Annotated in this window: 13 protein-coding genes; all 13 read right to left on the bottom strand. The window is 46.6% G+C overall.

Features of this window, described 5'->3' with window-relative positions:
* Positions 1–11: 11 nt before the first annotated feature.
* The 13 genes from J0X21_RS01460 to J0X21_RS01400 all read right to left on the bottom strand — a co-directional run bounded on the left by J0X21_RS01460 (position 12) and on the right by J0X21_RS01400 (position 14,010).
* On the bottom strand, positions 12–467 hold the full coding sequence (locus tag J0X21_RS01460; RefSeq protein ID WP_206809244.1) for a MaoC/PaaZ C-terminal domain-containing protein: 456 nt from the start codon (positions 465–467) through the stop codon (positions 12–14).
* A gap of 113 nt (positions 468–580) precedes the next feature.
* Positions 581–1,018, bottom strand: coding sequence for a Zn-ribbon domain-containing OB-fold protein (locus J0X21_RS01455; RefSeq protein ID WP_206809241.1), 438 nt, complete (start codon positions 1,016–1,018; stop codon positions 581–583).
* Positions 1,018–2,193 (bottom strand): thiolase family protein, encoded by a 1,176-nt coding sequence (locus tag J0X21_RS01450; RefSeq protein WP_206809239.1) that lies wholly within the window; start codon positions 2,191–2,193, stop codon positions 1,018–1,020. Before J0X21_RS01450 ends, J0X21_RS01455 begins: the two co-directional genes overlap by 1 nt.
* Before the next feature lie 28 nt (positions 2,194–2,221).
* Positions 2,222–4,486 carry a xanthine dehydrogenase family protein molybdopterin-binding subunit gene (locus J0X21_RS01445; RefSeq protein ID WP_236006024.1) on the bottom strand — a complete coding sequence of 755 codons (2,265 nt, stop codon included), beginning with the start codon at positions 4,484–4,486 and terminating at the stop codon, positions 2,222–2,224.
* Entirely contained in the window at positions 4,455–4,964 is a 510-nt protein-coding gene (locus tag J0X21_RS01440) for a (2Fe-2S)-binding protein (RefSeq protein ID WP_407947617.1), read from the bottom strand. The genes J0X21_RS01445 and J0X21_RS01440 overlap by 32 nt, the downstream gene beginning before the upstream one ends.
* 17 nt (positions 4,965–4,981) lie before the next feature.
* Positions 4,982–5,845 (bottom strand): FAD binding domain-containing protein, encoded by an 864-nt coding sequence (locus J0X21_RS01435; RefSeq protein ID WP_206809234.1) that lies wholly within the window; start codon positions 5,843–5,845, stop codon positions 4,982–4,984.
* Positions 5,846–5,856: 11 nt separating this feature from the next.
* The gene (locus J0X21_RS01430) at positions 5,857–6,357 is read right to left on the bottom strand and encodes a V4R domain-containing protein (protein WP_206809232.1); all 501 of its coding nucleotides are present in this window, start codon (positions 6,355–6,357) and stop codon (positions 5,857–5,859) included.
* 18 nt (positions 6,358–6,375) lie between these two features.
* Entirely contained in the window at positions 6,376–8,055 is a 1,680-nt protein-coding gene (locus tag J0X21_RS01425) for a hydantoinase B/oxoprolinase family protein (RefSeq protein WP_206809230.1), read from the bottom strand.
* A complete protein-coding gene (locus J0X21_RS01420) occupies positions 8,055–10,118 on the bottom strand; it encodes a hydantoinase/oxoprolinase family protein (RefSeq protein WP_206809228.1) in 2,064 nt (687 codons plus the stop codon). The genes J0X21_RS01425 and J0X21_RS01420 overlap by 1 nt, the downstream gene beginning before the upstream one ends.
* Before the next feature lie 75 nt (positions 10,119–10,193).
* Positions 10,194–10,595: a cobalamin B12-binding domain-containing protein gene (locus J0X21_RS01415; RefSeq protein WP_206809226.1), complete on the bottom strand. Its 402-nt coding sequence runs from the start codon at positions 10,593–10,595 to the stop codon at positions 10,194–10,196.
* 12 nt (positions 10,596–10,607) lie between these two features.
* Entirely contained in the window at positions 10,608–12,263 is a 1,656-nt protein-coding gene (locus J0X21_RS01410; protein WP_206809224.1) for an acyl-CoA mutase large subunit family protein, read from the bottom strand.
* Positions 12,264–12,318: 55 nt separating this feature from the next.
* Positions 12,319–13,116 (bottom strand): CoA-transferase, encoded by a 798-nt coding sequence (locus tag J0X21_RS01405; RefSeq protein WP_206809222.1) that lies wholly within the window; start codon positions 13,114–13,116, stop codon positions 12,319–12,321.
* Positions 13,117–14,010: a CoA transferase subunit A gene (locus J0X21_RS01400; RefSeq protein ID WP_206809219.1), complete on the bottom strand. Its 894-nt coding sequence runs from the start codon at positions 14,008–14,010 to the stop codon at positions 13,117–13,119.
* Between the last annotated feature and the right edge of the window lie 7 nt (positions 14,011–14,017).

Here is a 14,017-nt window from a genome sequence, read left to right as displayed (position 1 = left end):
CCTCCTTATTCTTAATCCCGTTTTAACATTACTAACCAGTTACCTTGTAAAACCGCTTCATCTTTTTGATTGCGCACTTCTATGGCGACAGTAACAATTCCCCGGTCAGCCTTTTTGCTCTCTTTCTTTTCTGCTATTTTTAAAACCGTGTGAATGGTATCGCCAAATTTAACTGCCCCTACGAAACGTGAAGTCATTTCAATGACTGCAATGGTCGTCCCTTCAAAGATCCCCAATTGATTGGCTAATCCTGTTGCGATGGATTGAATCAATACTCCATGCGCTATTCTTGTTTCAAAAGGAGTATTTTTTCTAGCCCACTCTTCATCGGTATGTAATGGATTATAATCCCCGGAAAGTCCGGCAAAATTTACAACATCCGCTTCGGTAATGGTTCGGGAAACTGTGTAGAACTCATCCCCTACGTTCATCTGGTCATACGTTAATCCTCTAACTTTATAGGTCATGCTTTTCTCTCCTTCTTTAGTCGTTTCGAATAGTAACCGGGTTTACCCTTGGAGAATCTTCGGATTCAGATGAAGACCTCATTTCGGATTAAGACCTGTGTATAGCCAAGTGTTTAATTGCCAGTTAGAGTAAATGCCGGCAGCACTCGACCGTCGTACTGTGTTTCCACCTTTAAGCGAACCTTCTTGCCAGGTGCCAATTGGGATAATTCAACATCGATCAGTTTACCTATAAACCGAATGTCACCAAACTGAAGCATAGCGAAGATTAACGGGGCTTGAAAACCCGGAAAGGCGCCGGATTCCTGAACGGTAACCACGATAATGCTTCCTTCTTCCGGCAAATCAACCCAGGACATTTCATCTGACATACACTCGGGGCATACCGACCGCGGCGGCCAGGAAATCTTCTCACATTTCGTACATTTTGTTGTTGTCAACCGTTCCAGGTGCAGATTTTCATAATACTTATGAAGCTTATTAAATTCCGGTGTCTGCTGTGGTACCGGATCATAGGCATAGACATAATCCCAAATTAATCTTTCCGCCATTAGAGATCACCTCTTCCGTATATAAGTACATGATGCTCACTGACTCCGCTCAGATTATGCCCTAAACCAATTTCGGCTCCCTCTACCTGTCTTAAACCGGCCTCACCGCGTAATTGGCGGAATATTTCTACTCCTTGCGCCACTCCGGTAGCACCAAGAGGATGGCCGCAGCCTAAGAGGCCGCCACGAGGATTGATGACCACATCACCCCCATAGTCTGAACGCCCTTGAAGGACAAATTCTCCGCCTTTTCCCTTCTCTGAAAAACCCAGTTCCTCCATGATGATGATTTCAGAGATACTAAAACAATCATGAACTTCCGCTACATCAATGTCATTAGGACCAATCCCTGCCATCTTATAGGCATCCTGAGCCGCTTGTTTCAACATGGTCCAATCAGACAGGTCTGAGGGTACGTTGGCATAATTAAAACCAGAGGCTGCTTGGCCTGTTCCCAAGATAAATACGGGTTTATCCGTATATTCCCGAGCCTTTTCCTCGCTCATAAGAATCATTCCGGCAGAACCGTCTGATATAGGTGAACATTCAAGGATATTAAAAGGTGTCGTTACCGGTTTGGAGCTTAACACTTCTTCAAGGGTACAGGACTTGGGAAAATGGGCATAGGGATTGTTTACCGCGTGGGCATGATTTTTCACTGAAACCTGGGCTAATTGCTCATGAGTTGTACCATATTTCAGCATATGGGCTTGAGCAGCCAGAGCAAACTGCACAGGTGCAGTTACTCCAAGCGCTCCTTCATACTCACGGTCGACGCCGGCTAACATATTCATGTAGGTTTCCACGGGCTGAGGTGTATGCATTTTTTCAGCACCGACTACCATCACGACATCGCAAAGACCACTGGCAATGGCCATATAGGCAGTACGGATAGCAATCGTACCACTACCACACATATTTTCTACCCGCTGAAAAATTTTTGTGGGGGTTACTCCCACGGTTTCTGCCGCCAGTGTAGCCACATGGGATTGAAAAATGGAACGTTCCGGGAAAACACTTGCTAAGATAAATCCTTGAATATCCCTAGGATGAATCTCTGGATTACTGTCAAAAGTGGCTTTACCGGCCTCGGAAATGAGATCTCGATAAGTTCCCGGATATACTCCCCATTTCTTGCTGGTCCCGGCCGCCACTGCTGCTACACGTCTAGTCATAACTTTCCCCCTCTCATGCCTCACTCTCTTAGGTATCAAAAGTACTCCTCATTTTATTCAAACCTTCTAACACCTTAGCCGGTGTGATCGGCAGTTCCTTAATCCTTACCCCTGTTGCTGCATAGACAGCATTGGCCACGGCTGCACCGGTCGGGATACAGCAAGCTTCGCCGATACCCTTGGCGCCAAACGGACCTTCCTGCTCGTCGCTCTCTACGATAATTCCCTCTATTTCAGGAATATCCACGGCGGTCAAGAGACGATAGTCAAGGAAATTTGCGTTAATCACCCGTCCTTCCCGGAGTTTCATTTCTTCCGATAGTGCATATCCAAGGCCCATGGCACACCCACCTTCAATCTGACCTTGGATAGCTAGGGGATTAATTGCTTTACCGACGTCATGGGCAGCTGCAACTTTTAGCACTTTGACAACTCCTGTCGCTCTGTCCACTTCAACTTCTACCCCATGGGCACCAAAGGCGTAAGCCGCCGAAACATTTCCAAGGAATTGGTTGTCCTGCATTTCAGTCGGGGGATCATAAAAAGCTTCACCAACTAATAACTTGCCATCCTGTTTAAAATGCAGGGAACGAACTATTTTGCCTATATCTACAAAACGTTCGGGTGCATCTTCTACCATGATGCGTTTATTTCTTAGTAACAATTGATCAGGATTAGCGTTTAAGATTTGTGCAGCGGCAGTTATTAGCTGACTTCGAACCTTTTCAGCAGCAATTTTGGCGGCATTGCCCGCAATAAAGGTTGTACGGCTGGCATGGGAACCCACATCCCAGGGGGTCAAATTCGTATCGTTATTAATAACCTTTACATCCTTTATCTCAAGTCCGAGCACTTCAGCCACGATCTGAGTCAAAATGGTATCGGAACCCTGCCCCATGTCCGTTGCCCCTGTTAACAAAACAGCTCTACCCATATCATCAAGTTTGACCACGGCACCGCAGCCATCCGAGCGGTAAACCCTGGCACCACCACCCACATGAAGCAAACCTGCTATCCCTTTACCACGTAATTTTCCCGGTTCGGATGGTAATGACCCTAACTCTTTGCCGGCTTCTCTTAGGGTTTCACTAAAAGCACAACTCGTAATTTTCATTTTTTGAGGTGTAACGTCCCCGCTTTGGTTCGCGTTAATAAGGCGAACAGTTAATGGATCCATCCCTAATTTTGCGGCCAACATATCCATGTGGCTCTCAACTGCAAAGGTATGCTGAGGATTTCCGTAACCCCTCATTGCACCGCTATAGGGATTATTCGTGTAAACAATCTGGGCATCATAACGCACGTTAGGTACCCGGTATAAGGAAGATATAGTTTGCATGCCAACAAATGGCGTCGTGGAACCCCAGGAATTATAAGCACCGTTGTCACAGATAACCTTGGCTTTCCGGGCCAGCAAATGTCCATCGCGGTCGGCCGCAGTTACCAGGTCAATAATCATCGGCTGACGTGGACGGGACGCTTGAAATTCTTCCTCTCTGGTGAATACTATTTTTACCGGCAGCCCCGTTACCATAGATAAATGGACACAGGCAGCCTCATAAGGATACATATCAAGTTTAGCCCCAAAACCACCGCCAATCGTTGGCTGAATAACTCGAATTCTGTTGCCTGGTATACCTGTTGCCATCATCAATTCATGTTGGTACAAGAAAGGGACCTGTGTCGGTGTCCATATGGTTAGTTCGCCATTTCTGTACAAAGCCATACAACCATGGGTAGCCATAGCCGAAGAGGTCACAAAAGGCAAAGTAAACCGATCTTCTAAAACGACAGCTGCCTGATCTAACGAGGCGGCTAATGCCGCTTCATCGGTTTCAAAATGATACTCCAGTGACAGATTGCTGCCTCTGCTCTCATGTACCAAAACATTGCAGTTTTCAGCCATAGCCAACTCCGGATCAAACACTGCTGTCAAAGGCTCGAATTCAACTTTTATGAGGGACATAGCCTCAATGGCTGTCGCTTCATCAACTGCTGCCACGGCGGCAATTTCGTCGCCGACACAGCGTACCTTGTTCCTTTTCAACACCTCATTATCGTTGCCAAAACCAATCCGACGACCGGGCAGATCTTTAGCTGTTAAAACCGCTTTTACTCCCAACAATTTCTCGGCTTTCGAAGTATCAATATTAAGTATTCTGGCATGGGGCAATGAACTGCGCAAAATTTTCCCCCATAACATTCTTGGCTGGGTTAAATCCTGAATATATTGGGCTTCCCCAATCACTTTGGCAAACGCGTCATACTTTGTCGCTGATTTCCCGACTATCATTTCCGGCAAGGTCGTCACCACCCATCTTTGCCGCTTTTTCTACGGCGGCTACTATCCTTCCATACCCTGTGCACCTGCAAAGATTACCCGCTAAGGCCTGACGAATCTCCTGTTTCGAGGGGTGCGGATTGCTGTCCAACAACGCCTTGGTAGACATAATCATTCCCGGTGTACAAAAACCGCACTGAACCGCGCCCTCACTAATAAAAGCCTCCTGAATCGGATGCAGTACCTCGCCTCGTGACAACCCCTCGATCGTTAGGACCTCTTTCCCCTCAACTTCTAAGGCCGGAACAATACAAGAATTAACACTGAGGCCGTTTAGAATAACCGTGCAAGCTCCGCACTCCCCACTATCGCAGCCTTTTTTGGTGCCTGTCAGTCCCAATTTATCACGGATGAGATCGAGTAGTGTTTCATGTGCTTCCACTTGCCCCTTCCAGGGTTGACCATTAATCATAAAACTAATTAGCGCCAACTCTTTTCACTCCCCTCTTAAACCTGTGTCATACACTCTTGTATTGCTTTGGTTACCAGAGCCGAAACCAGCTCGGATCTATAATCAGCGGTAGTTCTCACATCCGAGATAGGATTCGCTGCAATCTTGGCTAATTCAGCGGCTTTGGCAATACTTTGTTCATTAATCCTCTGCCCCCGCAGCCACTCTTCAGCCGCCTTTACCCGAATCGGGGTCGGTGCTACCGCCCCTAGGGCTATAGCCGCCTCCTGACACAAATTCCCTGACATGTTCAGCTTTACAGCCACACCTGCCATCGCGATATCCATTGCCTGACGCAACCCCTGCTTTAGGTAAGTCACCTTATCACTAGGTTCGGAAACAGGCACCATCACTTCAGTCATTACTTCTCCAATTTTCAAAGCAGTCTGCCCCGGTCCGGTAAAAAGGCTCTTGATCGATAGTTCTCGCGCACCCTGATCCGACTCCAATTTAACCACAGCGTCCAATACCAATAAGGGCGGTGCTAAGTCAGCTGAAGGAGCAGCGTTGCAAAGATTCCCCCCGATAGTAGCCCGGTTGCGTATTTGTACTGAAGCCATTTTTCGGGCTGCGGCAGCAAGAAGCGGAGCATGTTTTTGAATAAGCGGATGGGTATGGAGTTCTGTGAGAGTGGTCAAAGATCCAATGTGAAGATTCTTGTTTTCATCTAGCCAGATTCCTTTTAAGCTCTCAATATTTTTCAAATCAATGAATCTGGTTAAATTAAGTTGCTTCCGTTTATATTTCACAATCAAGTCTGTCCCTCCGGCCAAAAAACCAGTGAGCTCCCTGTCGCTAACCAGTAAAGGCCACAATTCGGCCAATGAATGAGGTGTTTCATATTTTAACGTTCCAGTCATATCTATGCCTCCTACACTGCTGTTTTTCGGAAAATAAAACGGCAGTACTCATCCCCTTTAGCCAAACATTCTTCTTCAATAGCTGTTACATTGCTGTCAAAAACAGCTTCAGCCACACCGGCAAAAACTCCGCGGATTAGATGGCAAACACCTTGCGCAGTTGGGCTATGGGCCACCGCAAAGGGGGAGTTATAAACTTTCATTACCAGCTTGTCTTCACTGAGATCCTCCAGGACGAAACGGCCCCAACCTATCTGGGAACCCATTTCCAGCATAAAATCAACCATTTGCCGGGCCGTTAATCCCATTTTTTCCGCAAACCCCCGGCCCGACAGCCTTCCGCCGGCTAAGCCGCCGCTAAAAATCATCTCCCCGGCCTTGTCAGTGTGCTGTTCAACAGCTTCTTGCCAGTTTGACAGAGTTTCCGGCCTGATTAAGAGATAACGCACTCCGTTATACGTCATTGCCCCTGCATCACTATCCCAGACTAATCCGTCAATGATATTTGCCATCATTACCCACTCCCGCACTTAGTTCTCAGGCTGCCATCCATATATTTCTTTGGCCATTGCCAAACTAACCTTGCCATTTAGTACATCTTGTTTAATCAATTCGGGATCTCGTTCCTTCGGATTCCCATAACCGCCGCCGCCAGGCAGTCTTGCACTCACAACATCGTTAAGCTTGAGCTTGCTGAAGGCTTTTGACTTCAAGTGGGTCTCCTCAGGTGTATCAGGGTTCAAAAAGAAAATTCCTTTGCTTCCCGGCAATCCCCCAAACAAACCATGCGGAGCGAATTTCTGCCGGTCGCCGTAACGGGCAAAAGAAACGTTGTCCACCAGCATGCGCACATCCTTGCGCAGACCCATACTGCCTCTGTATTTTCCTGCTCCGCCACTATCGTTAATCAATTCATATCTTTCCGCCAATACTGGATACTCCAGCTCCACAGCTTCAATCGGGCTATTCATGAAACGAGCCAAATGGGAGTCCTGAGCTTCGCGGGCATCCTTACCAGGCCGCGCTCCTGCCCCGCCGCCTTGGACCTCGGTATACACAAACCGCCGCCCGCCATGACGGGGATCATTGCCGCTGAAGGCAAAGGTAGACATTTGAGCGTGGCTGCCTGCCATCACCCTATCCGGAACTGCAATAGACAAAGCCTTAAGCATTGCCTCTAAAATCTTCTGCGAAGTGTTGGTCCGGGCAGCTACACCTGCCGGCAAAACCGGGTTTACTAAGGTTCCAAGTTCGGCAGTAATGTTGACCGGACGGTAGCAACCGGAATTTGGCGGGATATGGGGATCAATTACGCCAATGATGGTGTAATAGACAGCTGCCGTTGAGGTGGCAAAAGGACAATTGATATTCCCTTGAACCTGCCTGCTGGTACCTTCAAAGCTGACGTCAATCACATCATCATGCTTGGAAACAGTCACCCGAATCGGGATTGCATCATCGGTAATCCCATCATCATCAAGAAAATCCTCACCGAAATAGGTTCCGTCAGGCAGGCTGCGAATGCTTTCCCTCATCCGCTTTTCTGAATAATCAAGAAGCATGTTGGTAGCTTGTTGGATGACTTCCAGTCCGAATTTTGCGAATACTTCCTGCAGTCTGCGGACTCCTACAAAATTACACGCAGCTTGAGCCCTTATATCTCCCAACGTCTTATCTGGCACCCTGATATTATTGGCTATAATGTCAAAGACCTCGCTGTTTTCCTGGAAATTCTTATAAAGCTTGACCATGGGTAGGCGCAACCCTTCCTGATAAATCTCGGTCAATCCGCCGGCTACCCCGCCTGGAGCTGCTCCCCCCATATCAGCCTGATGGGCAATAGCACCAACATAGCCGACTAAATTCCCTTCATAAAAAACCGGAGCCATTGTTTGAATATCCATGATATGCTGACCGCCCAGATAAGGGTCGTTGGAAATAACTACATCCCCTTCCTGCAAAGTGCCTGGCGGAAAGCGTTTTATTAATTCTGCCATGGTTATCTCAAAACCGGTCAACAACATTGGAGCATGATGGGCTTGCGCTATTGTGCGTCCCTGGTTATCAAATATGGCACAGGTTATGTCCATTACCTCTTTAATGATCGTTGAACGTGATGTCCGAACCAAGGTATAACCCATTTCATCAGCAATTTGCTCCAATGCATAACGCACCACTTGCATGGTCACCTGATCAATAACTTGGCCCATTATATCCCCTCCCCGACAGTAATGACGAGATTCTGCCACTGGTCTACCTTTAACATGTTGTTTGGCGGCAACACGGTTGCCGAAATCTTTTCCTCTATCACAGCAGGACCATACATTATGCTCCCTTGTGGCAGACGGCTTCTTTCATAGACTTTGGCGCTTACAAAACCGCTTTGAGCAAAGTAAACCGGCCTCTCTCCTTTAAGCGCCCCTTCCAGAGTAGCAGCCTCATCATTAGATCCCTTCATCTGAATAGGGGGTGTTTTCCCTAGAGCCGCAACCCTTAGGTTCATAAGCTGCACTTTCTCTGCAGGATCACTGAACGCATATAACCGTTTATGCAGTTCATGGAAGCTTTGAGCTGCGGCTTGGAGATCTTCGGTCCCGATATTTTCCCTTCGCTCAACCGGAACATTGAGTTCGTATGATTGTCCTTGGTAGCGGAGATCCATTGACCAAGACAGCTCTTGATATTCTTTGCTAAAGCCCTCGTCAGTCAACTGTTTAATTCCTTTACCTTCCATCTCCCGATAAAAGTCATTTAACACGGAATAGTCAACATCTGACAGTTCTTTGGCAACTGTCCTGACATAATCATGGCGGGCATCAGCAACGAGCAAGCCAAATGCCGAAAGATTCCCGGCCAGTTCCGGAATAATGACCTTCTTAATCCCCAGACCTTGAGCCAATTCCACAACATGCAAAGCCCCTGCTCCTCCATAAGCGACCAGGGCAAACTCCCGCACATCATAGCCCTTCTCTACGGAATTAACGCCAATACCCTTGGCCATATTGGCATTAACAATCTTAATCAGTCCAGCGGCCGCCTGTTCAACACTTAGTCCCAGCGGAACCGCCAAATGTTCCTCAATCGCTTGTAGCGCCTTGGCCGTATCCAATTTGATTTCCCCGCCCAGGAAATAATCCGGGTTCAAGCGGCCTAAAACAAGGTTGGCGTCAGTTACCGTCGGCTTAAGCCCTCCCCGTCCGTAACAAGCCGGCCCGGGATTCGCTCCGGCGCTATGAGGCCCAACATTAATTACCCCGCCGCGATCCAGCCAAGCAATACTTCCGCCGCCCGCGCCTATGGCATCAATAGCAATAATGGGAATCTTCACCGGGTAGCCCTCAAATTTAGTCTCAGAGCTTATTTTAGGTACGCCATTGTCAATTAAACTAATATCAAAGCTTGTTCCGCCCATATCAACATTTATAATCTTCTGTGTTTCCGTCAGATTGCCGATAAAAGCTCCTGCAATGGCCCCGCCGGCAGGACCGGAATTAACGGTTGCGATAGCGAGTTTTTCAGCCGCATCTGCCGTCACCGTGCCTCCGCTTGCCTGCATAATGCGCAAATCAACCTCGCCGTACTTTTCTTGAAGTTTGCTGCGAAGTGTGGAGATATAGCGATTCATAATCGGCTGCAGATAGGCGTTCATCACAGTAGTCGAGGTGCGCTCAAACTCGCGGAATTCAGGTGCAATTTCTGAGGATAGCGATACATAAGCTTCCGGAAACAGTTCATTACACAAGGCGCCGATACGTTGCTCATGTACAGGATTCAAAAAGGAGAATAAGGTCGAAACAGCAATAGCCTCAACACCCTCATTTTTTAGAGCTAAGATTGCCTTAACCGCATCCTCTTCGATGAGAGGCCTGTAAATTTGACCCTGGGCGTCAATTCTTTCCTCTACTTCCAAGCGAAGATAACGAGGAACTAAAGGGAGAGGATTATCGACCCAAAAGTCATATAAGCCATTATTGGGCCGCTGTATTCGTCCGATTTCCAACACATCCGCGAAACCCTTGGTTGTAATTAACCCTGTTTTGGCCCCCTTGTGCTCTATGATTGCATTGGTTCCAATGGTTGTCCCGTGAACGATATAATCCACCTGCTCCATACTGACCTTGGCAAGGCTTAAAATCTTCTCCAAGCCTTCCATAACGCCTTCCCATAAGGCTCCTGGCGTAGTAGATGCCTTAGCGTATAACGTCCTTCCATTTGTATCATCAACCAAAACTAAATCCGTAAAAGTACCCCCAACATCAATTCCAATTCTCATGTAAATTTCCCCCATTAATTTTATAAATGGTATTGCCGTCCAAGAACTTTTGGCAGCCTCTTTTTAGCGGACGCCCTAAAGTCGATAGGCTTTATTAATAAAGTCGATTACTTCTTGGGGTGAACTACCTGAAAACACTCTTTCAACTCCCATTTCTATTAAAAGGGGTATATCTTGTTTCGGAATATTACCGCCAACTAAAACTTTAATATCTTGCGCACCTGCTTCCTTCAAGCCGGCAATGATTTTGCGGGTATAACCGACATGAGCTCCTGATAAGATACTAAGCCCTAAAATGTCCACATCTTCATCACTGGCAGCAGTGACAATGGTTTCCACACTCTGATGCAGCCCAGTATAAATCACCTCCATACCTGCATCCATTAAAGCCTTAGCCATAACCTTTGCTCCCCGGTCATGTCCGTCAAGGCCGGGTTTAGCAATAAGTACCCGAAGTGTTTTTTTCCCTTCAAGCATCTTTAGCCCTCCCTAAAAAACTTGCGTCGGTTCTTGGAATTCGCCAAAAACTTCCCGCAGAACACTGCACATTTCTCCTACGGTACAATAGTTTTTAACCGCCTCCAAGGTTGCAGGCATGATGTTGTCTCCGCTTTGTGCAGTCAAACGTAATTGTTCCAGGGACTTAGCCACATTTTCAGGGTTTCGCTGAGCTTTAACCTGGCGCAAATACTCCTTTTGCTCCTCAACTTGCTCATGATTCCAACTGTGCAGTCCCTCAGGTGTTTCTTCCTGAATCACATATTTGTTAACCCCAACAACTACTTTTTGTCCTTTTTCAATGCTTTTTGCTTCCTCTACGGCCCTATGCAAGATTTTCCTCTGAATCATACCCTCTTCAATAGCCTTGACGATTCCTCCGAACGACTGAATTTCTTCCATCGCTGCCACAATCTTTTCTTCCATTTCATCAGTCAATTCCTCGATGTAATAAGAACCACCCAAGGGATCGACTGTATCGGTTACACCGGACTCATCCGCTATGATCTGTTGTGTACGCAAAGCCGTTAACGTTGCCTTCTCTGACGGGATAGCATGCCCTTCATCCTTGGTATTTACAGTTAAGGCCTGCCCTCCTCCTAAAACGATAGCTAGGGTTTCTATCGTACCACGCACAATATTATTTTCTGGTTGTTGAGCAGTATAAGTACTGCCACCAGTACCTGCAAAGAACAACATTTTCCATGATTTCGGGTCCTTAGCCTCGTAATGCTCTCGAATCAGTTTCGCCCAGATGCGCCTGGCAGCCCTGAATTTAGCGACTTCTTCAAACAAATTCATATGAGCGGCAAAATTAAAACTAATCCGAGAAGCAAAATCATCAATCTTTAGACCTTTAGCCAAAGCCTCATCAATATATGCCATCGCATTCAGGAAAGCATAAGCTATCTCCTGAACTGCATCTGCCCCTGTTTCCCTGATGTGATAACCACAAACACTGACAGGAACAAACTTGGGCACTTCCTTGTTACAAAAGACGAATGTGTCGGCAATCATGCGTAAAGCCGGACGGGGTGGAAAAATAAAGGCACCGCGGGAAAAATATTCTTTCAGGATGTCATTCTGTACCGTCCCGGTAAGTTTGGCTCTTGGCACACCTTGTTTCTCACCCACTGCAATATACATCGCTAAAATGATCGGGGTTATGGCATTAATCGTAAACGAAGTGCTGATTTGGTCGAGTGGAATATCTTTAAATAATAATTCCATGTCCGCTAGGGAGTCGATGGCTACGCCAACCCTGCCAACCTCGTCTTCAACCTCCGTATTGTCTGAATCGTAGCCCATTTGCGTCGGCAAATCGAAGGCTACACTTAAACCGGTTACCCCCTGCTGATATAGATATTTGTTCCGCTCATTGCTTTCTTTAGCTGTGGCGTAACCCGAATATTGGCGCATGGTCCAAACCTTGCTGCGGTACATTAAAGGATAAACCCCTCTGGTATATGGGTACTCCCCAGGTAAACCAATTTTTTTAACATATTCTGTTTCTGTTTGTTCCAACGGTGTGTATAAAGGTTTAATCGTAATTCCGCTGCTGACTGCTCTGATCGGGTAATGGTCTATGCCATTTTTTAAGTACCAATGATGTAAGGCATCTTTTAATTCTTCAGGTGCATCCCCCATACAAAACTACTCCTTTCTCACGGAAAAAGTATTCTAGTTTTATTGAAATACTTATTTACTCTTTGTTTTCGCGCAAATAACCTTTTAGATCAACCCTCTCACGTAAAATCTGAAGCTCGATTTCACTAGGCGGTTCAAATTCTTCTAAATGTTCAGGAATAATTAGGTCAAAGCCTGTGCTCTGGATTACATCCGTTAATTCCATCCCCGGCAAAAGATGTTTTAGGCGCATATTCTTATTGACATCGTCAAAATCCATAATCGCTTTCGGAGATATCACGTATTTCGGCCCTTCACCCGGGAGCCCTAACTTGCTCCTGCTATCAGCTCCTCCGTTTCCCCATCCATATGCAGAAATAAAATCACACTTGGGAACTAAGGTTCGCGGTGAATGATCATGAACATAGATAAAAAATTTATGGCAATTAGCCATTATAGTTGATGTTCCCACACTACCTGGGCCACGAAATTTTAAGTTGTTATAGTCATCACCAATACCAATTAAATTTGTATTGCCATGTTGATCAATTTGAAGGCCGCCGGTAAAGCATAGATCCATGCGCCTAATACCATAAATCAATTGTTCAACGGACATAATCCCGTCAGCCCACCGTGCCACACTGGGGTTCGCAATCTGGCCTAAATCTGGGAAGCTCTCAATACCTGCTAAATTTACAAAATAGCTTAACACATTGATTTTGGCATCAGGAGCATGAGTCATCTGAGCTAACAATACTCCTGCAGCCGGAACAGGCAAGTTGGTACCTAGGGAAATATAATCCCCGTTATTGATTTGACGGGCTATAAACACAGCTGCCGTTTCCTTTGCTGTAGCCTTTGTTTTCACAAACATTTAGGCCCCCTCTCCCAAGCTAAATAATCTCTCCAACCCAACCGTCTCTAGGTAAGCTGCATGCCCATGAGGATTGTCAAGATATTTAGTCACGAATTCCTCGAATAACTCAGGCTGACCTTTAACGCAGGCCTTAGCCACTCGAACATATTCCTTAATAAATTCGGCATCTACACGATAATGATTTTGGGAAGCCATTGGGTGAGCGCCATAGGGCGTAAGAACTACAGCATCAACATATTCACTCGTTAAGGTTGTATTTTCCGGCTGACGTCGGATCTCTTCCGAAGAGACGATTCTTTCAACTTGAACAATTACTTTCTTACCGGCCTGAGCCATAAGCTGATCGATAAATGTCGCTCCCAGATGTTGTACGTTGCCATAACAATCGGCTTGGCTGGCGTGAATTAAAACTACGTCCATTTCAATCGGCGGTACAGCAATTAACGGCGGACCTCCAAAAGGGTCTTCAACATAGCGCAAAGTAGGATTCAGGCTTGGTATGGAGGTTCCGACAACTCCTCGAGTAGGTATAAACGGTACGGCCATAGCATGGGCGCGTAATCCTGCCACCAAAGTACCCAATTCCATCTCTTCGATAGAAAACTTTTTTCCCGCCCAACCACTATGAAATGGACCAAGCGGTGCGATTGCTTCAGCTCCCAGATATGGAGTGATCAGTTTTTCAACCATCCCGAGCCCCAACAGCATATCAACCTCCATGCTGGAAGGCGGAGCAATGATCGTCAGATTTCGCGTGCGTAAGCGCATAATTTCTCGGAGCAAAGCCATAGGTTTATTTGTTGTGACGAACCCACCAATTCCAACCGAGTTCCCATCCTTTATCATGGCTGCCGCTTCAGGTAGAGAAATTACCAACTGTTGACGCGACATAACCAAA

This window comes from Paradesulfitobacterium ferrireducens (assembly GCF_017310645.1).
Taxonomy (GTDB): domain Bacteria; phylum Bacillota; class Desulfitobacteriia; order Desulfitobacteriales; family Desulfitobacteriaceae; genus Paradesulfitobacterium; species Paradesulfitobacterium ferrireducens.
The sequence above is the reverse complement of the archived record's forward strand: the minus strand, read 5'-3'. Positions and strand labels throughout refer to the sequence as shown.

Excerpts from the sequence above, each read along its gene's own strand:
- J0X21_RS01460 (WP_206809244.1), bottom strand. The coding sequence starts at position 467 with ATGACCTATAAAGTTAGAGGATTAACGTATGACCAGATGAACGTAGGG.
- J0X21_RS01455 (WP_206809241.1), bottom strand. The coding sequence starts at position 1,018 with ATGGCGGAAAGATTAATTTGGGATTATGTCTATGCCTATGATCCGGTA.
- J0X21_RS01450 (WP_206809239.1), bottom strand. The coding sequence starts at position 2,193 with ATGACTAGACGTGTAGCAGCAGTGGCGGCCGGGACCAGCAAGAAATGG.
- J0X21_RS01445 (WP_236006024.1), bottom strand. The coding sequence starts at position 4,486 with ATGATAGTCGGGAAATCAGCGACAAAGTATGACGCGTTTGCCAAAGTG.
- J0X21_RS01435 (WP_206809234.1), bottom strand. The coding sequence starts at position 5,845 with ATGACTGGAACGTTAAAATATGAAACACCTCATTCATTGGCCGAATTG.
- J0X21_RS01430 (WP_206809232.1), bottom strand. The coding sequence starts at position 6,357 with ATGGCAAATATCATTGACGGATTAGTCTGGGATAGTGATGCAGGGGCA.
- J0X21_RS01425 (WP_206809230.1), bottom strand. The coding sequence starts at position 8,055 with ATGGGCCAAGTTATTGATCAGGTGACCATGCAAGTGGTGCGTTATGCA.
- J0X21_RS01420 (WP_206809228.1), bottom strand. The coding sequence starts at position 10,118 with ATGAGAATTGGAATTGATGTTGGGGGTACTTTTACGGATTTAGTTTTG.
- J0X21_RS01415 (WP_206809226.1), bottom strand. The coding sequence starts at position 10,595 with ATGCTTGAAGGGAAAAAAACACTTCGGGTACTTATTGCTAAACCCGGC.
- J0X21_RS01410 (WP_206809224.1), bottom strand. The coding sequence starts at position 12,263 with ATGGGGGATGCACCTGAAGAATTAAAAGATGCCTTACATCATTGGTAC.
- J0X21_RS01405 (WP_206809222.1), bottom strand. The coding sequence starts at position 13,116 with ATGTTTGTGAAAACAAAGGCTACAGCAAAGGAAACGGCAGCTGTGTTT.
- J0X21_RS01400 (WP_206809219.1), bottom strand. The coding sequence starts at position 14,010 with ATGTCGCGTCAACAGTTGGTAATTTCTCTACCTGAAGCGGCAGCCATG.